Source organism: Acinetobacter sp. WCHA55 (assembly GCF_002165305.2).
Classification (GTDB): Bacteria; Pseudomonadota; Gammaproteobacteria; order Pseudomonadales; family Moraxellaceae; genus Acinetobacter.
On sequence record NZ_CP032286.1, the window covers coordinates 1960930 to 1982343 of the forward strand.

Below are 21414 nucleotides of genomic sequence, written 5' to 3' on the forward strand. Positions count from 1 at the left end.
GTTAAACCTCTGCATTTTTATGAATAGACTCGAGTGCTTGCGTTGCTAAAACAGCAAAGTACTGAGCAGCTGGAAAAATTAATGATTCATTAGGTTGATATTGCGGATGGTGTAGGCCAAATGGACTGGCACTCCCGATACTGACAAATGCACCTGGGATTTGTTCAAGATAAGCACCGAAATCCTCTCCAATTAGATATAGCGGTGCATCTTGCACGTCATAACCTTGTTCTTTCGCTACTTTTTGACTGAGTTCAGCCCATTTGGATGTGTTGATTAATGCTGCAGGACCATTGTCCCAAGCCACAGATATTTCAACAGAATGTGCAAGAGCAATCCCTTGTGCAATTTGTTTAAGTTTTTGTTCAACGGCTAGGCGAACCTCTGGAGAATGGGTTCGTACCGTGCCCTCCAAGTGCGCTTCTTCTGGCAAGATGTTCCAACTGGTGCCTGCATGCACTTGGGTGATACTGACCACACAGGTATCCAAATTATTTATGCTGCGACTGGCAATGGTTTGCACTGCACTAATCAGCTGTGCCGCGACAACGATTGGATCTTTGGTTTCATGCGGGCGGCCTGCGTGTCCGCCCTTGCCTTTAATGACAATTTGGAATCGGTCAACGTTGGCATAGAAAGCACCAGAACGTGTTGCGAAAGTTCCAAGAGCTAACTCAGGTACATTATGGAAACCAAAAATTGCGGATACTTGTTTTAACGCGCCACTATTTATGACCTCATAAGCGCCACTATATGTTTCTTCAGCGGGCTGAAAAATTACGCGCACTGTGCCTTTTAATTCAGACTCTTGAGCTTTAAGTAAAATTGCAGCACCTAAAATAGATGAGCTATGTAAATCATGTCCGCAGGCATGCATTACGCCGTCTTGGGTCGAACGAAAAGCCTGCTGAATATCCTCTTGAATGGGTAAAGCATCAATATCTGCCCGAATAGCGACAATCGGATGACCAGTGCCAATATCGGCAATCAGTCCAGTTTTAAGTCCCCAGGTTTGGGCTTCAATACCATATTCCGCTAACCACTTTTTGAGTTTGTTCGTTGTTTGAAATTCTTGAGTAGATAATTCTGGATGACGGTGTAATTCTTGTCTCCATGTCATTAATTGTTGTTCGAGTGTTTGAGTGTTTGACATGACATCTCCAACCTATGCTGCCAGCACAGCATGCTGTGCGAGTAAAGTTAGAGATTTCAGTCGAGCCTCATGATCTAATAACGGTGACTCAACAATAAATTCATGAATACCATATTGCAGATGTAAATCATGCAACTGTCGATGAATATCGTCTACCGTACCTTTAATAATATGAAGTTGTTCTTTTTTGAGGGATTTAATTGCAGATTGCGCTTGTCTGGAAAATTCGTGTCCACTTTGTTCATTCGGGATTTTTACACGTTGACCATTTTCTAGTTCCAGTGTCCAAACAGATAGACCTGAAGCTTGTTCTTCTGCTTGCTCTCTTGTATCTGCCACAATAATTTGAGCAGCAATAATCGCACTTTTCCCACGTGAATGGGTTGAATAAGTATGTAAAGCTTCTTGAAGTAAGGCTTTATCTCCATTCAAATGAGCTGCAAAAACAAAATTCCATCCTAGATCTGCTGCTAATTTCGCACTTTCAATACTTGCCCCAAGTAAAAATTTCTCAGCACTTTGGGCTGGCGTAGGAGTCGCCACCACTAAATTCGGCTGATTTCGATCAAACTTTCTGTACAAATAATGATCTAAAGATTGCAATTGTTTACTAAAGTCACCTTTAAGTGATTGATCAAGTCCAAGCTGTAATGCTTGAGTTGAAACAGGAAAACCACCAGGTGCTTTACCAATGCCTAAGTCAACTCGATTATGAGCAAGGCTTGCGAGCACATTAAAGTTTTCAGCAACTTTATACGGACTGTAATGTTGTAACATTACTCCACCAGAGCCAATACGGATCGTCTTAGTCTGTGCCAATAACCATGCAATCAATATTTCAGGTGATGGACTAGATAACAAAGCCGTAGAATGGTGCTCAGCGACCCAATAACGATAGAAACCTAATGCTTCTGCTGTTTGAGCAATTTGCAATGCATTTTTAAATGCTTGTTCTGTGCTGATACCTTCAGCTTTTGGACATTTATCCAGTATGCTTAATTTATAACTGAGCCCCATTGTGTATTTTCCAAAAGATTTAACGTTGGAGCTTATTAAACAGATTTATAAATTAAATATTAAATATTAAATAAACTTAAAGTTATATTAAAAAGTGAAAAATTAAATTTAATAAAATAATATTACTTATATTTAAAATTGTGAAAAACATATCAACAAAACTAAAAATTATATTTATTCAAAACTGATATTGAAATGACTATTTAATATTTAACAATAAAAAAACAATCGATATATTGACTCACAGAGTTTAAGTCTTAATCAGAATTTTGATTAAAAAACCAATCATCCTAAATATTTTTTGGAAAGTAAAAATGTTGCAAACCAAGTTAATACATCCTCTGTTACCCAAACAGAGTTTTAAAATATCACTCCTACAACAGTCCATTATTTTTGCATTAACTTGTGGAGTTACGGGATCTATATTTGCACAAGATATAAATCAAAATGCAAAGGTGACATCAGAAAAAGAAGATGTGCAGCAATTAGAAAGCGTTGTAGTCGTTGGAAATCGTGGTGGTATTCGAACCATTACAGAAAGCCCCGCTCCAGTTGATGTGATTAGTGGAGAACAATTACTGAAACAAGGTAATACACTTGCGTTAAGAGATATTTTAGCCAAAGTGATTCCTTCCTTTAGTGTCGCAACAGTACCTAGTCAACCTGATGGTTATGGTGCAGTAGCTCGCTCAGCGGGTTTACGTGGTCTGGGTGGTGGTCATACGCTTGTTCTAGTTAATGGTAAGCGACGCCATGTTGGTGCATTAGCTATTAATAAATATGGATTTGGTGAAGGATATCAAGCTGCTGACCTAGACTTAATCCCTGTCGGTGCTATTGCACGTGTTGAAGTATTACGTGATGGTGCAGCCGCACAATATGGTTCTGATGCAATTGCAGGGGTAATTAACATTGTGCTTAAGTCTGCAGATCATGGTGGCAATATTAGTGCAACCTATGGTGGTCGTGAACATTATGATGGTACTGGTCGAAACGGTGAGACTTTTCAACTGAATGCCAATGCCGGAGCACCTTTGGGTAAAGAGGGGTTTATAAATTTTGGTATCGATTTAAAAAATCAAGATGCAACAACGCGTGCAGGTCAAGTTACAGGTAATATCTATTCAAAAGTAAATGGTCAAGATGACCCACGAGAGGCAACGGTTGATCGTAATTTAAATAAATTGGGATTGCCTTCCGTAGAACAATTAAATGTTTCAGCTAATGCTGAATTACCTTTGAATGATGCAGCTACTTTATACTCATATACTACAGCTGGCTGGCGTGATGCATCGACCGGTGCTTCATATCGTCGCCCTAATTCCAGATCGGGAATTGTTGAAATCTTTCCCAATGGAACTACACCAGATGTCATTTTAAATGAAACGGATGTTCAAAGCGTTTGGGGATTAAAAGGTGACAATGTTTTGGGCTGGGTATGGGATATCAGTAGTTCATTTGGAAAAAACATCCAAGATCACTCAACCCAAAATAACTTAAATCCATCACTCGGACCCTCTAGCCCAACTTCATTTGGTTTACAACGATATGAGGCATATCAGTGGGTGAGTAACCTAGATCTCAAAAAAACTTTTGAATTAGGTTTTGGAGCTAATCCATTAAGTGTTGCATGGGGGTTAGACTATCGAGAGGAAGGTTGGTCTTCTAAAGCCACTGATCCTTTAGCTTATAAAAATGGTGGTTATATTATTCCTACAGGTGATAATGCAGGTTCACCTGCAACAGTTGGAACATTTGGTGCTCGTGTACTCTTACCTGAAGATGAAGCAGATATTAGCCGGACTAACACTGCTGCCTATTTAGACTTGGGCTTAGATGTAACCGAAAACTGGTTTGTGGGTTTAGCAGGTCGTTTTGAGCATTATGATGATAGCTCTGGAGATACTTTCAATGGAAAGATTAATAGCCGTTATGAATTTACTCCCGAACTAGCAATACGCGGTACTGCAAGTACAGGTTTTATTGCTCCATCCTTATATCAACAAGGATTTGCAAGTACGGGTATTGTCAGTACTGTAAATAATGGAGTTCGTTCTGATGTGTACAGTAAATCTGCACGTACCGACTCTGCGCTGGGTCAAGCTCTCGGTGCAGAAGCACTCGATCCAACCAAATCGACTAACTTTTCTCTAGGTTTAACTTATAGCCCGTTAAAAAATCTCAACTTTGCAGTAGATGCTTATCGTATTGAGTTGAAAGATCGTATTGCATCAACAGCAGGTCTTACAGGAACAGGCATTAATAACATCTTGGCAGCAAATGGTTTTTCCAACGTCAACTATGTCACCTACTATGCCAACTTATTTGATACAGAAACCAATGGTGTCGATGTTGTTGCAGACTACACTCAACAACTAGATAAATATGGTCGTATCCGCTGGAGCTTAGGTTTCAACTGGAATGAAACAGATATTACTGCGATCGCGGATAATCCAAGTCAATTGGATGGTATCAATATTGATCGGATTACGCGCAGAACCAAAGGCATGATCACCGATGCAGATCCGAAAACGAAATTCACGTTGGCTGCAAATTGGCAATATGCAAAACTGGATTTAAATACTCGCCTATCACGCTATGGTAGTTATATCGCACGCAGTGAAACAGCTGCTACAGATCAAACGTTTGATGCTAAATGGATTGTCGATTTAGATGCAACCTACCATCTTACAGATAGCCTTTCATTAACATTGGGTGCCGATAACTTATTTAATACCTATCCTGAAAAATCCAATATTGTCGATGGGTTAGGTGAAAACTACTATGCCCAACTTTCACCTTTTGGTCTCTACGGTGGTTATTACTATGGACGCGTCAATTACCGCTTTTAATACATTTAAAACTAAGTGCTGTGGTGAAATTTCAATGTTATTCAAGTCTTTATGATGCTTCTAAATCAGAGATTATTTTAATACTGAATTTCACCAAAGTACCTTCATACACATTCAAAATTTTTGAGAAAATATATGAGCATTACCATTTGGGGCAGACCCAACTCTTTAAATGTCCACAAAGTACTTTGGCTAGCAGCTGAACTTGGACTTCAATTTGAACATATTCCTGCAGGACAGCAGTATGGTCTGACGGATACTGCTGAGTTTTTAGCACTCAATCCCAATGGTCTAATTCCTGTTATTCAAGATGGTGATACAGTTTTGTGGGAATCGAATACTATTTTACGTTATCTGACTGAAGTTTATGGAAAAAACTTATTTTGGATTGAAGATCCGCATTTACGCTTTAGCGCAGAAAAATGGATAGACTGGTACACCACCACTGTACTGCCTGTATTTGGAGTCGTGTTTTTTAATTTGGTTCGTCAGTCTGAAGACAAAAGAGATTTGGCTGCGGTCAAAGTCGCAGCAGAAAAACTAGAAAAGATCTTAGATGTTGCCAATGCTGAGTTGGCTAAACAGCCCTATTTGTCTGGTTCTCATTTTGGAGTTGCCGATATTCCTTTGGCTTTAGCTCTTAACCATTGGTTTAATTTAGCTATCGAGCGTCAGCATGAACATAAATATTTAAAAGAATGGATTGAACGCATTAGAGCACGTGAGCACTTTTTAAAAGTGGCTAATATTCTTTAGTTAAGCACTATTGCTCTATTTTTAAAAATTTTAGCTTTAAATAGAATAAGGCTGTTCTATATGGACAGTCTTATTTCACTTAAATAGATTTATTTAGTAAATATATTTAAGTGAGATCCAAAAAAGACATTGCGTAATTTCAAATTTATAAGTAGATATCTTCAATACAAAATAGATTATATTCAATTATTATAATAAACAAAAAAATCTATCTTTTATCATTTTTTATAAAAATACTAATCTAAAAAAATTCTTTCTATATTTTTCAAAAATCACTCATTATGCTTTCAATGTTTTATTTAACCAAATTAATTCACTCACCTGTGAATTAATAAGAAACTTAAAATTGAAAGAATATTTTATTATTCAAATTAAACCAATTTAATTTATGAAATAAAAAATATTCTGCAATGAAAATTAAATCTTAGTGAATGGTGCCTTACTGATATGAGTGAAGTCAGTCGAAGTCCTTATAAAAAGGCAATTTTGTTTGAACAACTTCAAAATGTTCAGTCCAATGTATTTCCAGCTGCAGATCCATTTGTTGCCCATTTGGTAAGTCCGATCGCAGCAGAAAAACCCGTTCAAACCCATAAGATCTTTTGGGCAATTGGTGCTGTTCTGGTATTGCATTACAGCATTTTTTATCTTGCAGAGCATCTTCCAACACCGCCGTTAGTGGTGAAAAAGCCTGAACCAATCGAGGTTGTCATTGAAAAACCCAAGGAAGAGCCGCCTAAGGTGATTGAACCCAAACTTAAACAGGAAAGACAAAAACCGATTATTCCTCCTGTTTCAGCAAAGCCTCAACCTGTACAAAAACCTGCGGTTGAAAAATCCATTCAGAAGCCTGTCGAGCAAAAGCCAATTGAGCAACCTAGACCAGTCGCTAAATCAACGCCTCAAGCTATACCACAGGCTGAACCCACAGAAAATGTCGCACCGACCCAAAAAGTCGCTGAAGCTGTGAGTAAGCCTGCTCAAGAAAACTTGCCCGTCACGGCAGCCAAAGGTTATGCCGGTTATTTGAGTAATCCTGCCCCTGAATACCCAGAAGTGGCATTAGACCGAGGTTGGGAAGGCGTTGTGATGTTACGTGTGAAAGTCTCACCCACAGGCAGTCCTTTAGAAATCAACCTGAAAAATAGCAGCGGTAAAAAAGCACTGGATGATGCTGCTGTCAAAACTGTGAAGCGTTGGAAATTCTCGCCTGCAATGCGTGGCAATACCCCGATAGAAGGCTGGGTCGATGTTCCGATTCACTTCAAATTACCCAATTAAACTGTAAAATTTTATCTTAGGAAAATTCGATATGTCTGATATTAATACGATTATTCATGATGCAACCATTTGGCTATTGATCGGTTTTTCGATCGTAACGTGGGTGTTGATTGTGGTGAAAGCTATACAAACCTCAAAAGCCACCAAAGAAAGCAAACGCTTTGTCGACAGTTTTTGGTCAGCCCAAAACTTAGCAGAGGCGATTAACCAATCTGAAGATGCACAGGGACCTACAGCACGTATTGCTCAAGCTGGTTTTAAAACTTTGACTGATGCCAATGAAAAAACCCATCAAGACTTACAACAAACCTGGAGCCGTCAGGATTTGTTAGAACGACACTTACGCAAGCAAATTCTTGCTGAACGTCGCCAACTGGAGAAAGGCTCGGCTGTTCTTGCATCCATTGGTAATAATGCCCCATTTATTGGTTTATTTGGCACCGTATTTGGGATTATCCACGCCTTACAAGCAATTGCTCAATCAGGCAGTGCCAGCATGGATGTAGTCGCAGGTCCAATTGGTCAGGCATTAGTTGCAACAGGCATTGGTATTGCTGTGGCTGTACCTGCTGTACTTGCCTATAACTATTTTGTTCGTAAAGTAAAAGGCATTGGTGCAGATTTAGATGACTTTGCAACAGACTTTGTCAGCCTCACTCAAAAAGTAGGTTTCCAACTTCCAGCCAAAACCCAAAGTACACATGTTGCGGCAAAACCAGTGACGGCACATCAGCTGTCATCTCAAGAAAAGGAGGCTTTGGCTTAATATGGCTATTTCTACTTCTCAAGATGACGATGTCGTCAGTGACATTAACATTACCCCACTGGTCGACGTAATGTTGGTGTTATTGATCGTGTTTATCGTCACGGCGCCTTTATTAACCAATAGTGTGAAGGTCAACTTACCCAAAGCCGCCCCAACACAATCTACAGATCAAAACAAAGCGCTGGTGATTAGCGTAAAACCTGATGGTGCAATCTTTTTGGATAAAGACCCAGTCAAACTCGAAAATTTTGAGCAAGAAATCACACAGCGTAAAAATACCAATGCGAAGTTAGCATTAAACTTAAATGCCGATGAAACTGTCCCTTATGGTACGGTGGCTAAACTCTTAGCCAGCATAGAGCGCGTTGGTGTAGAAAAATTATCGGTGATTACTGAACCAAAATAGTGAATTACTCACTGAAACCCAAGACATCTTCAATATTTCGGTCTGTATTGATCCCAATGTTGTAGGTGTCTTTTTTATTGAACCTAAAAATTCGGGGTTGCAGAACTACTCTGTCCTTCGCCATTTGCCATGATAACAACATAAACAGATCACGAAAATCTTAAATAAAAAAAGCACCCTTTGAATTAGACACAATGATCCAACTTCTGGGGTGCATTTCATACTGGTACGGTTTATTCAATATAATCCAATACGATGTTAATAAACTTAGCGACTCACTCGCTGAATGGCCTCATCATAGGTCGCACTTGGCTTGTATTGATTTGCCAATTGGTAATGTTGTTTAGCTTGAGCATAGTCCTGATTATTTTCATAAATTTTACCAATATTGTAATGTGAATACGCTTTGGTATTGTCATTGGAGGCTAAAGCAATCGCCTTTTGATTTGCCCATAATGCCTCAGATGAACGATTCAACTTTTGATAAGCAACAGCAAGATTGCTATAGGTTTGCCTAACATTCGGATTGTAGTCAATGGATTGTTGATAAATCAGTGCAGCTTGTTCAAATTGATTGTTTTTATACGCCTTATCTGCTCTCAAATTAGTGCTTTAGCCCTTGCCTGTACATTGGCTGAAACAGGAACATAATGCACCTGCATCGCTTGGCTTTGATAACTCGATACAGTTGAACCCACTTGGCTTGCCCCAATGGTTGTCCCCGAAATACGGTTAATATCTTGGATTTCACCCTCTGGACTAATGCGGAACACAGTCCATAAGTTCCCTGTCAAACCCGTTGGAATATAGTAAGAGCGGATCAAAGACTCGCATACATAAACCATAACTTTAGCTTGGCTATTCGACAGGTTTGCAGTATTGAGTGTCGCGCGATCTGAATAATCATGCACTAAATAAACATAGTATTGCCCATCTAAACGTTTATCAATCGTCACCGTTTCAGGGCCATAAGCGTCTGTGTCGTCAACATCTAAATTGGCATCTTGCCCTTGTTTATTGTCCCAATACACATGTTGATTTTTATAGCTTAAATGTGAGTCCAAATCTAAAGGACTCTGCCCCCAATTTAAAACAATTCGCATACTGTTTAAGTCTTTCAATACAGGGATTAAAGCATAGGTCATACCATCACAAGGACATTTTGCAACCAGTGTTGAATAGCCTGATTTTTTGATAATCAATAAATTGTCTGCGCCATTTGCACTGCTGCTGTTCACCGTTGCCCGACCGTCTGCATTGGTTGAGGTTGATGCAGACTGTTCACCATTTTTTGTAATATGACTTGTGCATTCACAATATTTTGATCTTTTACCGTTGCACTTAAAACATGAATATTGGTTGTATCTGCATAGCTCAAAACAGGTATGCTTAAACCCAAGATAGAGGAATAAAGTAGATATTTTTCATTGCATATCTTTTATTAAATTGCTCTGTACACGACAAATTTCACAGAACCCTTATCCTATCAGGATTCTGCTTTCTTAAAATTGCCAAAATTTCCTTAAACTCTTCTTTTTTCCCAAAACCAATTAAACGCTGAATCGCCATTTGAACATAGTCTAAACCATAGCGAAATAAACTCATTGAGAGTCGTCCATGCTTCTTTATTTTTATCGCTTTTTTTTGATTATGTTGCCATTCACCCGTTAAGTAACACCAACAGAAGCTTATAGCTAACACCGCAATCAATTTTTTCACTCGTCTAGGGTCTGTCAAGCGCGTATTTTCAAGATTAAACCCGCGTCCTTTGAGACAACTGAATAAGGTTTCAATTTCCCAGCGTAATGCATAATCCTGAATAGCATTGGCATTAAACTGAGGAGAAACGACGAGTAAAAGCTCTCCATTTTCTAACTGTAGTGCACTTATATATAGTTTCACCCGACCAACCAAAATCCGTCGTTTACGACATTCAATTTGACCAACTTTAAGATGGCGAAATAAATCACTAATTTTATGATTCTTTCCTAAATGATTGGTGACAATGAAGTTTTTTTAACACGAATGCAGAAGTTGATGTCTTGTTCAATTAACCATGTAAACCACTGCTCACCGATAAACTCTCTGTCTGCGAACACATTCACAATACGGTCTTTACCAAAAATGGCTATAAAGCGTTGAATCAAAGCAATACGCTCTTTCGTATCTGAATTTCCACGTTTATTAAGCAATGTCCAAAGGATAGGTATCGCTATTCCACGATAAACGATTGCGAGCATCAGGATATTAATATTTCGTTTTCCCCATTTCCAATTGGTTCTATCTAAAGTCAGTTGCACTTGGTCGAATGAAAACATATTGAAAATCAACTGAGAAATTTGACGATAATCAAAATACTGACCTGCAAAGAAGCGCTGCATACGTCGATAAAATGATTGTGGTAAACACTTGATGGGCAAGGCTTTAGATGCAGAAGAAAGATTACATGTTTGCTTTAAAATAATCACAAGCATGATGAGCGCAAAGCACTTTAAATGTGACTTGTTCCATTTTAGAGATTTGTTTAAGATAAGATATAACTCATTGAGATGTGTCATAGTATTCGTCGTTAGAAAACAATTATTGTGACATTATTTCAATGAGTTATCTATTTTTGTCGTGTACAGAGATTATTATAGAAGCCCCCATGAATAAATCGCTCATCATTTTCGGCATCGTCAACATAACCTCGGACAGTTTCTCCGATGGAGGCCGGTATCTGGCGCCAGACGCAGCCATTGCGCAGGCGCGTAAGCTGATGGCCGAGGGGGCAGATGTGATCGACCTCGGTCCGGCATCCAGCAATCCCGACGCCGCGCCTGTTTCGTCCGACACAGAAATCGCGCGTATCGCGCCGGTGCTGGACGCGCTCAAGGCAGATGGCATTCCCGTCTCGCTCGACAGTTATCAACCCGCGACGCAAGCCTATGCCTTGTCGCGTGGTGTGGCCTATCTCAATGATATTCGCGGTTTTCCAGACGCTGCGTTCTATCCGCAATTGGCGAAATCATCTGCCAAACTCGTCGTTATGCATTCGGTGCAAGACGGGCAGGCAGATCGGCGCGAGGCACCCGCTGGCGACATCATGGATCACATTGCGGCGTTCTTTGACGCGCGCATCGCGGCGCTGACGGGTGCCGGTATCAAACGCAACCGCCTTGTCCTTGATCCCGGCATGGGGTTTTTTCTGGGGGCTGCTCCCGAAACCTCGCTCTCGGTGCTGGCGCGGTTCGATGAATTGCGGCTGCGCTTCGATTTGCCGGTGCTTCTGTCTGTTTCGCGCAAATCCTTTCTGCGCGCGCTCACAGGCCGTGGTCCGGGGGATGTCGGGGCCGCGACACTCGCTGCAGAGCTTGCCGCCGCCGCAGGTGGAGCTGACTTCATCCGCACACACGAGCCGCGCCCCTTGCGCGACGGGCTGGCGGTATTGGCGGCGCTGAAAGAAACCGCAAGAATTCGTTAACTGCACATTCGGGATATTTCTCTATATTCGCGGTTCAGCAGGCATGTCCCCTTTGAGGGCGACCCGACGACAGGATAATCGACCTTATGGTGCGCAAATATTTCGGCACAGACGGTATTCGTGGCAAAGCCAACGAAGGCGCGATGACGGCGGAAACCGCCTTGCGCGTCGGCATGGCGGCTGGCCGTGTCTTTCGTCGCGGTGACCACCGCCATCGTGTCGTGATCGGCAAGGATACGCGCCTGTCGGGCTATATGCTTGAACCCGCGCTCACAGCCGGTTTCACCTCGATGGGCATGGACGTATTCCTTTTTGGCCCGCTGCCGACAACGTATAGGAAGAATAAACGCCCTTTTCACCCAAGTCCAACAGCTTTGGACCGCAGTTGACTCTTTCGACACCCCTGCGATGCAACCCAATCCGGCTGACGGGGAGCCAGCAACGCTGAAAATTTACCCTCCTCTTTCCCACTAGCGGCTCCTTTTCCGACAACCAGCACGGCGGATCCCTGCCGCGGCGCTGTGAACGCAGCATTTTGATTGGTATCGTTGGCCTTCAGGCTCGTCAGTCAAACAGACCCAGGAGCAGCTCAGCCGGTGGCGCCCGGCTTTCGGGTAACGCCCTGGTCCCGCTGGTTTCGGCTTTGTGCTTCAGGTGATCAAGGATCTGCTTGATCACTATAGGGTCTTCAATGCAGGCGATGACTTTCATGGCGCCGCCGCAGCCGCTGCAGGTCTCGATGTCGATATTGAAAACACGCTTGAGCCGTTGCGCCCATGTCATCGACGCTCGCCGTTGTGCTGGTGTTGCCGGTTCATCAGCCACCCTGACCTTGTTGCCCCTGCCCCGTTTTGCCGGCGTGACCAACGCCCGGTGCCGACTGTTGGGTGCGAACACCCCGTGGAAGCGGGTTAGGTTGACTCTGGGCTTCGGTACCAGGGCGGCCAGCCTTGCAATGAAATCCAATGGTTCGAAAATGACGTGCGTGGTGCCGTCCCGGTACGGCGTCTTGAGCTGGTAGCGCACGTTGCCGCCTCGTGTTAACGACAGCCGCTTCTCGGATACCGCCGGGCGGCTGATGTACCGGCACAGCCGTTCGAGCTTCTTGCGTTCATCGGCCCTGGCCGCCACGCCGGCGTGCAGGCTGGACCCGGCTACCTTGCCAATCCCGTCACCGAACGGATCACCACTGGTCGGCAGAGTTTGCAAAGTGAACACCTTTCGCCCCGCCTGTGAACCGACAGCGATACGGTAAGTGATCGAGTGCCCCAGCAGGGGTGTCATCGGGTCGTCATCCACCGCATCCGAGGCCAGATAGCTGTTTTCGACATCCCGTTCCAGCAGGCCTTGCCGTTCCAGATAGCGACCCACCCGGTGGGCGATGGTGTGCGTCAGCGGCACTGTTGCAAATAACCACGAATGGTAAGCTGAAGACTGTTTTAGCTAAAGGTGCAGCATATGAATCCTTTCCATGGTCGGCATTTTCAGGGCGAAATCATTCTTTGGGCTGTGCGCTGGTATTGTAAATATGGCATTAGCTATCGTGAACTGCAGGAAATGCTGGCCGAACGGGGTGTGAATGTTGATCACACGACTATTTACCGTTGGGTTCAACGTTATGCTCCTGAAATAGAAAAACGTTTACGCTGGTATTGGCGTAATCCTACAGATCTGAGCTCGTGGCATATTGATGAAACCTATGTAAAAGTGAATGGACGATGGTCTTATCTGTATCGTGCAGTCGATCAACGTGGCGATACCATTGATTTTTATCTTTCTTCTAGACGTAATACCAAATCAGCATATTGTTTTCTTGGAAAAATTTTAAATAATGTGAAGAAGTGGCAAATTCCACAAGTGATCAACACGGATAAAGCACCCACATATGGACGTGCTTTATCACGGTTAAAACGGGAAGGTAAATGTCCACCAGACCTTGAGCACAGGCAGATTAAGTATAAAAATAACGTGATTGAATGTGATCATGGCAAGCTAAAGCGGATCATCAGGGCCACATTAGGATTCAAATCTATGAAGACGGCTTATGCCACAATTAAAGGTATTGAAGTCATGCGTGCACTACGTAAAGGACAAGCATCGTCATTTTATTATGGTCAGCCTCAGGGTGAAGTGTGTCTAATCAACAGGGTTTTCGGTCTCTAAGTACTTTTTAAAGGGAACATCATCGACTCAAATCTCTATTTGCAACAGTGCCAAAAAAACCAACTTCAAGTTGGTTTTTCTTTTTTAATCATCAGTGGCGACCTTAACACCATATCCAATTAAACCTGCAAGGCTAGCATAGGCTATTTTGGCATAAATCGAACCCCACCAGACCGTAATTTTACTGGCACCAAATTCCCGAACCGTTTGCCCCATAAAATTAGTGGTTTCATAGAAATTTTTAGCAGAATAACCTAACGCAATATGATCAAGGACAGGGAATAAACTAAAAGCTAAACCTACTGCTGCTGCGGGGAAAGTAAACTCTCTTGATAGACCGAATTTTCCAGTAATAAATACAAGCGATACCACGATAATTAATCTAATGATAGTCCATAGCATCACTGTGAAAGGCAAGTTAAAGATGCCTGCTCCCTGCCACGCAAGACCGCAAACAACTAACACGATAAAGCCTACAACTATCAGGAATAATACAAATTTATCATGATCATCTTTACTCATTAAAAAGTCTTTTATGGTTTGTTATTTTCACTTGCTTATGCCAGGTGAAGTTAGATTCTAGGTGTATTTCTAGGGGTAGTATTAAGATTGCTTTGCAGCTTCATCTTGTGATTAGGAGCATTCAAATTTTCTTCCGGTGCAGTAATCTTTTGCTTCAATAACTGCTCACGGTACTCGCTATAAACTTCAGTTTTATTGCGGGCAGTAAAACGGTGTGCGCTCTGATCTTTAAACTCTGTGAAGTACCGATCTGAATACTTAACAGAAAGTTTTTCAAATGGAATCTCATATTCCATATCATTGATTCGAGCTTTAATCATTGGTTTATCTTTCATCTTGTAGGCATCAAGAACCTTTAATTCTGTTCCCTTCTCAAAGGTTTCTTTCTTAAAGAATCCAGTCTTGATCTGTAACCCTTCCTCAAGTTTGAGAAGCTCACCTTTTGCAATTTTCATACCTCTAATGCTACCGATCTCATCACCTAAAATAGATTTAGATTTAAGATTCGCACGAACCTCGGTAACAATTTCTTCCTTCGTGAATGTACGATTCTCTGAAGTTAAAGCATGTATCTTCGAGTTAATTCCGTATATCTCCCGCTTATCTTCAATATGGTGGCGGTGATCTTGCAGATATGCTTTGATCAATTTTTCTTGCTTGTCTACTAAAGTGAAGTCTGTAGAAAATTCTTTCTTTTCTGATCGTCCTAGAACTTTTTTGAAGTTTTCAAAAGGTGTAACTTCTTTTTCAACAGGATTGTAATTCTGATCATATGAGATTTTCCCATCTGGACGTTTAACGAATTCTTTTTCATTCGTGGTAAACGACATAGCAGAATAATTAATTTCGACATTATGTTTATGTCGGGTCAAAGCAACATAAGTTAAATTAGCATTCATGTTCTCACTCGCCACAATATAGGCATTATCAACAGTCATACCTTGTGATGAGTGAATAGTATTTGCATAACCATATTTAAATTGGTTGTATTCATTTAAATCTACTTTAATGATCTCATTATTTCTATCTGACTGAACCATCATAAATTTAATGTTATTAAGATTATCTTTTTCAAAACCGATTACTTTTGCTGTTTCACCATTGCTAACTTTTAATTTTGAATCATTCTGCTTAAATACAATTTTTTCTCCGACAGTAATTTCAATATCACCGAAAGCAGTTTTAACATGATTACCAGTAGCAGAAAGTTGACCATTTTTAATTAATACATTTCTTGCCATGCGGTTTAATTCATTCACATCATTATTTGAATGAGCAAGCATTAACTTATTTTCGCTAGAATCTTCACTCCAAGATTTAATAGTTTTGGCTAGTGCTAGATCGTGAGATTCATATTCATTAACAGCATTAATGGTCTTATAAATATCTAATGCTTTGTCAACTTCATGCTTAGATAACAACTTAGATGCTTCAATCATTTTCTCTGATTCCTTCGCATATTTTTGTCGTTGTATATTTTCTAATGAAGCAATATTTTTCTTATCAAGGTTATCTTGAATATGAGCAAAAGCAGAACCAGCACTAACAGCACTTAACTGATAACTATCACCAACAAGTTTTATTTGAGCATCATGCTTCTCTACGATCATGAGAAGTTTTTGCATGTCTCTTGAGCCGACCATCCCCGCTTCATCTAAGATCAAGACAGTCTTATTATTGATCTCAAAATTACCACTTTCATATCGGGCAAGGAATGAAGCAATTGTACTGCTTGGAATATTACAATCGTCAGAAATAGCTCTAGCTGTAATTGCCTGCAAAGCAATACCATGAACTTTATAATCTGAAGTTTTGAAGGCTTCAGAAACAGCACTAAGAACATAAGACTTACCAGTACCAGCCGAACCATTTAGCAATGAGATTCGATCAGTAGAAGTCAAAGTATAATAGGCTGCTTCTTGCTCTCTATTGAATGTTCTTTTATCAGCAATTTTTACAGCATTTAAAGTGAATTTTTCAGTTAAATTAAATGGCTTCTGTACTCGACTTTGCTCATTGGCATTGTAGATAAATGCAGTAATAGAATCTTCAATTCCGACCAATTCTTTTGATGAGAATACAACCTTATCTTTCCCAAACAACATTGCCATATCAGGACAAGTCATTACAGCTTCATAGGCTTTAAGATATTGTTCTTGACTGTCAGTATGAGCCATAACAAAACGCTCAAGATCACGGGCAGTAAATACAGACTGATTAGAAGTTAAAGCTCTAATAACTTCCGAAGGACGCTCAATAATAATTTCGCCATTTTGATGACGTATATTTTTTATATTTTCATTAATGAAATATTTATGATTACTAACATAATCAGCCCTGAAGTTTTGACTGGATAATTCAAGCCCCTGAGCCTTATAACTTCTATGATCTATACGAGCATCAAGACCTAAATTTTCGCAAAAATCGTTTACATGGTTAGCCCATGATAAGCGTGTATCTGCCACAAAAACTTTAGATGAAAAATAGCGATCTTTACCTGCCCCGCCCTTTTCAGGATTAGTCGGATTGTAGCGTTTAAAGTGTTGTACTTCGTCACGATCAATACCATCTAATTTTCTTTCACTAAACATCAAATGAATATGAGGATTTTGTTCACCATCACTTGCTAATGGGCTATGAATTGCATAGGAATATGTGAAGTTTTTACCTAAAGTCTTATCTACAAATTCCTGTACTAATTCTTCACGTTGTTCTTTATTCAATTCTCTAGGCAATGAAATTTCCAATTCAGTATAAATACGTCCATTAATGCGTTCGTTCTTATCTGCTGACTTCCAAAAATGAGCAGCATCTTTAGCCCAATTTGGTAAATTTCCTGATTTTATATTTTCTAAATCTTCTCTTTTGTATTTACCTTCACGATTTATATAAGCGTAATGGCTTGCCCCTCGACTTCCCGAAGAACCGTATTGCCTACCTGATTTAACTGATAAGTGATAAATCGCCATAATTCGCCTATTTTGAATCTGCTTTTTTTGTTTCTCGGAGAGAAACGCAGAAGCGTGCATTCCAACTGCTGTTGTCATGATAACTTCAATATATATTCGCTACAAGGTGATAACCCATAGTTCAGAAACCCCAAATCTGAGGGTCTATAAGTGACACGATTAATAAGGATTTTTTTAAGCTATAAACTGTAATTTTTTGTTATTAGATAGACATTAGGATATTTTTTAAACTAAAGGACTGAAAGCCAATTTTAAAATTTTAAAAATCCTATAAAAAATGATCACCTGGCTAAATATTTTTCAATTCAAGTCATACTCAGAATAAATATTTCTTTAATTGTAAAAGTCAGAAATTAATAATTTAATATGATTTTTGTTGTTTAGTGCTGTAATAGATTTCCTCTATTTTTAGTTATGCTATGATTTAAAAATATTGACAATGAGGAAGTGGCAATGGCTATCGAAAATCTAAAATTTACTGAAGATCAAAAAAAGTTTGTAACTGATGAAATCTCTCGTTTGAAGGGATTAGAGGGCGAATTCAAACATGAGGTGCGACAGTTTCAAAAGCCATATGATAATCAACAAGCTGAGCAAATTTCTCTAATGGTGTAAGCCAATCTAACGCCTTTCTAGGACGAGTATTCAGTGACATGGCAACTTGATTTAAATAATGCTGATCTGCCTGATTTAAATCAATCCCTTTAGGTAAATATTGCCTAATTAAACCATTCATATTTTCGCATGTGCCTTTTTGCCAGGGTGAATGTGGGTCACAGAAATATACATCTATGCCTAAATCTTCTTCGAGTATTTTATGTTCTGACATCTCACGTCCACGGTCATAGGTCAACGTTTTACGCAGTTCTGCAGGTAAATATTTCAGAGCTTCAGTTAAAGCCTTGCGCACTGATTCTGCCTTTGCATCAGGTAATGTTGCCAAGATACAGAGCCGTGTATTTCGTTCAATAAGTGTTGCTATCGAACTTTTATTGTCTTTACCTTTAATTAAATCAGCTTCCCAATGACCCGGTATTTTTCTTTCTTGAACTTCGGCTGGGCGCTCATGAATAGTTTTAATATCCTGTAATATAGAATCTTTTTTAGGTTCACCGTTAGCTTTTCGCTTTTTATTTTCATGACGTAGACAGGATAATAAGTCTTTTTTCAACTCACCCTTGGGTAATGCTCGTATCGTTGAATAAATCGTTGTATGGCTTACATTCATTGTTTGATCCAAATCAGGAAATGTCTTTAAACGCTTTGCTATTTGCTGAGGAGACCATAAACAACGGATCGCTTCAACAATAAATTTCCAGAGGATTGAATCGATTTTGAGTTTTCTGTGACCACGTCTACGTCTAGCAAAAGTGTTATCAGAAGCATATTGAGCTTGATAAACGTCATTGATGCTATTTCTTTTAAGCTCACGATAGATCGTACTAGGATGTCTTTTAATGAGTTCAGCAAATTTTCTGGCTGAAAAGCCTTCTTTTCTTGACTCAAGCATTAATGCAGTACGATCTTCAAAGTTAAGATGATGGTATGACAATTTTATATACTCCATAAACCCTTTAAATTAATTAGGTGGTTTATGTCGCACTTCAAGTTTTACTCTGCCCTCCATTGTTTTCAATTTATCGGATTTCTAAAAACATGAGATATATGTTTCAATAAAAGTTTTTAAGAACTTTATACACCAAATACCAATGCTTCACTTATGATAAAGTGGATTAAAATTGCAGAAAATGGGTAAATCCATAAAAAATGTCAACATCTTCAAATATACAATTGTATTTCAATTTCCGTTGTTTATAGTTGGAACATTTTTTTAAATCTCTACACTCAAGGTTAGATTTATGTCTACTGCTCATAAAAAAGCATCCTTATTGCAAAAAGTCAGTAAAGGACTCACAGTTGGTTCAGTCATTACAGGAAGCACGTTTTTACATGGTCCCCCTGTTTTGGCACTCGGTTTTACCAAGCTGTTTAAAAAATCAAAAAAAGTAGACGAAACCAATATTCAATTGGCCAATAGCTGGATTGGTGTAAACAACCACCTGATTGAAAAGGTGCTGCCAAACCTAAAGTGGGATATGGGTATAGGAAGTTCAACCGCCCTTTTTGGCGAGTCTGGCGGGTAGGAAGCGGCCGCGCAAGCGCCGCTTTGGGCACAGATCGGGCACAGATCGGGGGTTCATGCGTGGGTTTTCGACATCGCGGGGCCACGCAGCGGCTCAGTGCGTAGCCATTTCTCACCGAATCCCGGCACAGGGCCGAGCGCAGCCCTGCGGGGTCGTGGCCGCATCGGATCGGACTCTGGCTTGGCTGCCGGCTGTGTGGCCGGCGCCTCATCACGCGGCGGGCGGCGGGGCGCGCGCTGCGGGCCGGTAGTGCGCTTGCTCCAGCGCGCCGTGTTTCTCGAAGTGGGCGAGGATGGCGCGAATGGCCTTGGGGTCTTCGATGCTGGCGACGATCCGCACCGCGCCGCCGCAGTGGGCGCAGGTGGTGATGTCGATGGAAAAGACCCGCTTGAGCCGTTGCGCCCAGCTCATCGCACGGCGCTTCTGCTCGGGGCTGCGCGGCTCGTCGTGGGCGCTGACGTCCACTGGCGCCGCATCGCCCGCAGGCCGCCTGCCGCGCCCCGAGGGCGTCAGCTGCGCGCGCAGGTTTGCATTCGGGGCGAATACGCCGTGGAAGCGGGTGAGATGCGCGCGTGGCGGCGGGACCAGTGCCGCCAGCTTGGCGATGAAGTCCACCGCATCCCATTCGACATGCGTGGTGCCATTGCGCCACGGCGTCTTGAGCTGGTAACGCACCCTGCCCTGTGGCGAGATCGATAGCCGCTGCTCGCTGATCGCCGGGCGCGTGATGTAGCGGCACAGCTTTTCGAGCTTGTGGCTTTCGTGTGCTTCCGCGGCCACGCCGGCATGCAGCGAGAAGCCGCCGACCTTGCCGGCGTCGCCCTCCAGCGGACCGGCGTCGCCAGGCAGCGTTTGCAGCGTGACGACCTTGCGGCCAGCGTCGCGACCGGTGGCGATGCGGTAGGTCATCGAACTCATCCGCAGCCCATCCATGCCGTCGTCGCTACCCGCGCTGTCGGACAGGAACACGGATTCGTCTTCGCCTTCGAGCCAGCCGCGGCGCGACAGGTGCCGGCACACGCGATGCGCGATGGTGTTGGCCAGTTCCGTCAGTTGCGCCGATGTGGGCGCACGGGTGCGGTGCAGGCGCGGCTTGCGCTGCGGACGCTCGGTGGTGTCCTCGTACACGCCGTCGAGCCACAGCATGTGGAAGTGGATGTTGAGATTCAGCGCGCTGCCGAAGCGCTGGATCAGGGTCACCACGCCGCATTGCGCCGTATCCCGCGGCACGCCGGCCTGATCGGCAAGCCAACCGGCGATCACACGATGCACGATGCCCAGCACCGGGCCGATCGCCTCAGGCTTGCTGGCGAACAGGAAGCGCAACGGGTACGGGAAACTCAGCACCCATTGCCGCACCGGCCGCGGGCCGAACACCTCGTCCACCAGATGCCGCGCCGACTCGGCCATGCGCCGTGCGCCGCAGCTCGGGCACAGCCCGCGCTTCTTGCAGGAATACGCCACCAGCCTCTCGGCACGACAGTGCTCGCAGACCACGCGCAGGAAGCCGTGCTCGAGCACGCCGCAGCGCAGGTAGGTCTCGAACTCCTCGCGCACATACTCGGGCAGCGGGCGGTCTTCGGCCTCAAGACGCGCGATGAAGTCCGGGTAGTGCGCCTGCACTAGCGCGTACAGCAGCGTGCGCTCGGGCAGGTGGCGCGCGTAACGCGCAGCGGCGTGGGCGGCCGGCAGTGGCGCGCACACCTCGGCCTGCCGCCGGGGTGCGGTCAGGCGCGGCACGCAGCGCTCCGTTGCAGGGACGGCTGCTCAGGGTTGCGCCCGCGAGCACGCGTTCATATCGGCGTTTTCTGATCTTCGCGTCAGACATTGCCGCGGGGCGGGTAGGAAGTCTCCCGCCTCGGACGCCAGAACGCACAAAGCCCGGCACGAGGCCGGGCTTTGTGGTCTTGCTTGATGGATCG

At 42.7% G+C, this 21414-nt stretch carries 15 protein-coding genes and 3 pseudogenes; 9 read left to right on the plus strand and 9 right to left on the minus strand.

All coding sequences use genetic code 11. From position 1 onward, the window contains the following. Nucleotide 1: 1 nt before the first annotated feature. A complete protein-coding gene (locus tag CDG62_RS12310; protein ID WP_087527889.1) occupies nucleotides 2-1153 on the minus strand; it encodes an amidohydrolase in 1152 nt (383 codons plus the stop codon). A 12-nt stretch (nucleotides 1154-1165) separates the two neighbouring features. After that, nucleotides 1166-2170, minus strand: a complete 1005-nt coding sequence (locus CDG62_RS12315) for an MsnO8 family LLM class oxidoreductase (RefSeq protein ID WP_087527890.1) — start codon at nucleotides 2168-2170, stop codon at nucleotides 1166-1168. Nucleotides 2171-2484: 314 nt separating this feature from the next. On the opposite strand from CDG62_RS12315, the gene CDG62_RS12320 reads away from it, so the two are divergent. From CDG62_RS12320 to CDG62_RS12340, 5 genes are all read left to right on the plus strand, one after another. After that, on the plus strand, nucleotides 2485-5022 hold the full coding sequence (locus CDG62_RS12320) for a TonB-dependent receptor plug domain-containing protein (protein WP_087527891.1): 2538 nt from the start codon (nucleotides 2485-2487) through the stop codon (nucleotides 5020-5022). Nucleotides 5023-5157: 135 nt separating this feature from the next. Next, nucleotides 5158-5778 carry a glutathione S-transferase family protein gene (locus CDG62_RS12325; protein ID WP_087527892.1) on the plus strand — a complete coding sequence of 207 codons (621 nt, stop codon included), beginning with the start codon at nucleotides 5158-5160 and terminating at the stop codon, nucleotides 5776-5778. 447 nt (nucleotides 5779-6225) lie between these two features. Continuing rightward, complete coding sequence (locus CDG62_RS12330; RefSeq protein ID WP_087527893.1) at nucleotides 6226-7059, plus strand: energy transducer TonB; 834 nt, start codon at nucleotides 6226-6228, stop codon at nucleotides 7057-7059. A gap of 31 nt (nucleotides 7060-7090) precedes the next feature. Continuing rightward, nucleotides 7091-7825: a MotA/TolQ/ExbB proton channel family protein gene (locus CDG62_RS12335; RefSeq protein ID WP_087527894.1), complete on the plus strand. Its 735-nt coding sequence runs from the start codon at nucleotides 7091-7093 to the stop codon at nucleotides 7823-7825. A 1-nt stretch (nucleotide 7826) separates the two neighbouring features. Further along, nucleotides 7827-8231 (plus strand): ExbD/TolR family protein, encoded by a 405-nt coding sequence (locus tag CDG62_RS12340; protein WP_086209396.1) that lies wholly within the window; start codon nucleotides 7827-7829, stop codon nucleotides 8229-8231. Between the two features lie 267 nt (nucleotides 8232-8498). On the opposite strand, the pseudogene CDG62_RS19790 reads toward CDG62_RS12340, so the two are convergent. Further along, a pseudogene (locus tag CDG62_RS19790) lies at nucleotides 8499-9666 on the minus strand (hypothetical protein). Between the two features lie 32 nt (nucleotides 9667-9698). Further along, nucleotides 9699-10789 (minus strand): IS4-like element ISAba1 family transposase gene (locus CDG62_RS12350; protein ID WP_085940648.1). Its coding sequence is split into 2 segments (ribosomal slippage): nucleotides 9699-10249 and nucleotides 10249-10789, totalling 1092 coding nucleotides; the frame shifts between segments, so codons are not numbered across the junction. Between the two features lie 89 nt (nucleotides 10790-10878). Between CDG62_RS12350 and sul2 the strand changes: the two genes are divergently transcribed. Together sul2 and CDG62_RS12360 are read left to right on the plus strand one after the other, a co-directional pair. Beyond that, complete coding sequence (gene sul2 / locus CDG62_RS12355; protein ID WP_001043260.1) at nucleotides 10879-11694, plus strand: sulfonamide-resistant dihydropteroate synthase Sul2; 816 nt, start codon at nucleotides 10879-10881, stop codon at nucleotides 11692-11694. Between the two features lie 86 nt (nucleotides 11695-11780). Continuing rightward, nucleotides 11781-12083: a phosphoglucosamine mutase gene (locus CDG62_RS12360; protein ID WP_000251875.1), complete on the plus strand. Its 303-nt coding sequence runs from the start codon at nucleotides 11781-11783 to the stop codon at nucleotides 12081-12083. Between the two features lie 175 nt (nucleotides 12084-12258). On the opposite strand, the pseudogene CDG62_RS12370 reads toward CDG62_RS12360, so the two are convergent. Further along, nucleotides 12259-13089, minus strand: a pseudogene (locus tag CDG62_RS12370) (IS91-like element ISVsa3 family transposase); the annotation flags it as partial. Nucleotides 13090-13152: 63 nt separating this feature from the next. Here CDG62_RS12370 and CDG62_RS12375 point away from each other — a divergent pair. Next, nucleotides 13153-13857, plus strand: a complete 705-nt coding sequence (locus tag CDG62_RS12375; protein ID WP_001067784.1) for an IS6-like element IS1006 family transposase — start codon at nucleotides 13153-13155, stop codon at nucleotides 13855-13857. Between the two features lie 84 nt (nucleotides 13858-13941). On the opposite strand, the gene CDG62_RS12380 is transcribed toward CDG62_RS12375, so the two are convergent. From CDG62_RS12380 to CDG62_RS12395, 3 genes are all read right to left on the minus strand, one after another. Then, on the minus strand, nucleotides 13942-14379 hold the full coding sequence (locus tag CDG62_RS12380) for a hypothetical protein (RefSeq protein WP_000030933.1): 438 nt from the start codon (nucleotides 14377-14379) through the stop codon (nucleotides 13942-13944). A gap of 50 nt (nucleotides 14380-14429) precedes the next feature. After that, entirely contained in the window at nucleotides 14430-17348 is a 2919-nt protein-coding gene (locus CDG62_RS12385; RefSeq protein WP_005119228.1) for an AAA family ATPase, read from the minus strand. A gap of 541 nt (nucleotides 17349-17889) precedes the next feature. Next, nucleotides 17890-18858, minus strand: coding sequence for an IS30 family transposase (locus tag CDG62_RS12395; protein WP_012308653.1), 969 nt, complete (start codon nucleotides 18856-18858; stop codon nucleotides 17890-17892). A gap of 349 nt (nucleotides 18859-19207) precedes the next feature. On the opposite strand from CDG62_RS12395, the pseudogene CDG62_RS12400 reads away from it, so the two are divergent. Continuing rightward, nucleotides 19208-19453, plus strand: a pseudogene (locus tag CDG62_RS12400) (hypothetical protein); the annotation flags it as partial. A 249-nt stretch (nucleotides 19454-19702) separates the two neighbouring features. On the opposite strand, the gene CDG62_RS12410 reads toward CDG62_RS12400, so the two are convergent. Then, nucleotides 19703-21196 (minus strand): IS91 family transposase, encoded by a 1494-nt coding sequence (locus CDG62_RS12410; protein WP_043907034.1) that lies wholly within the window; start codon nucleotides 21194-21196, stop codon nucleotides 19703-19705. Between the last annotated feature and the right edge of the window lie 218 nt (nucleotides 21197-21414).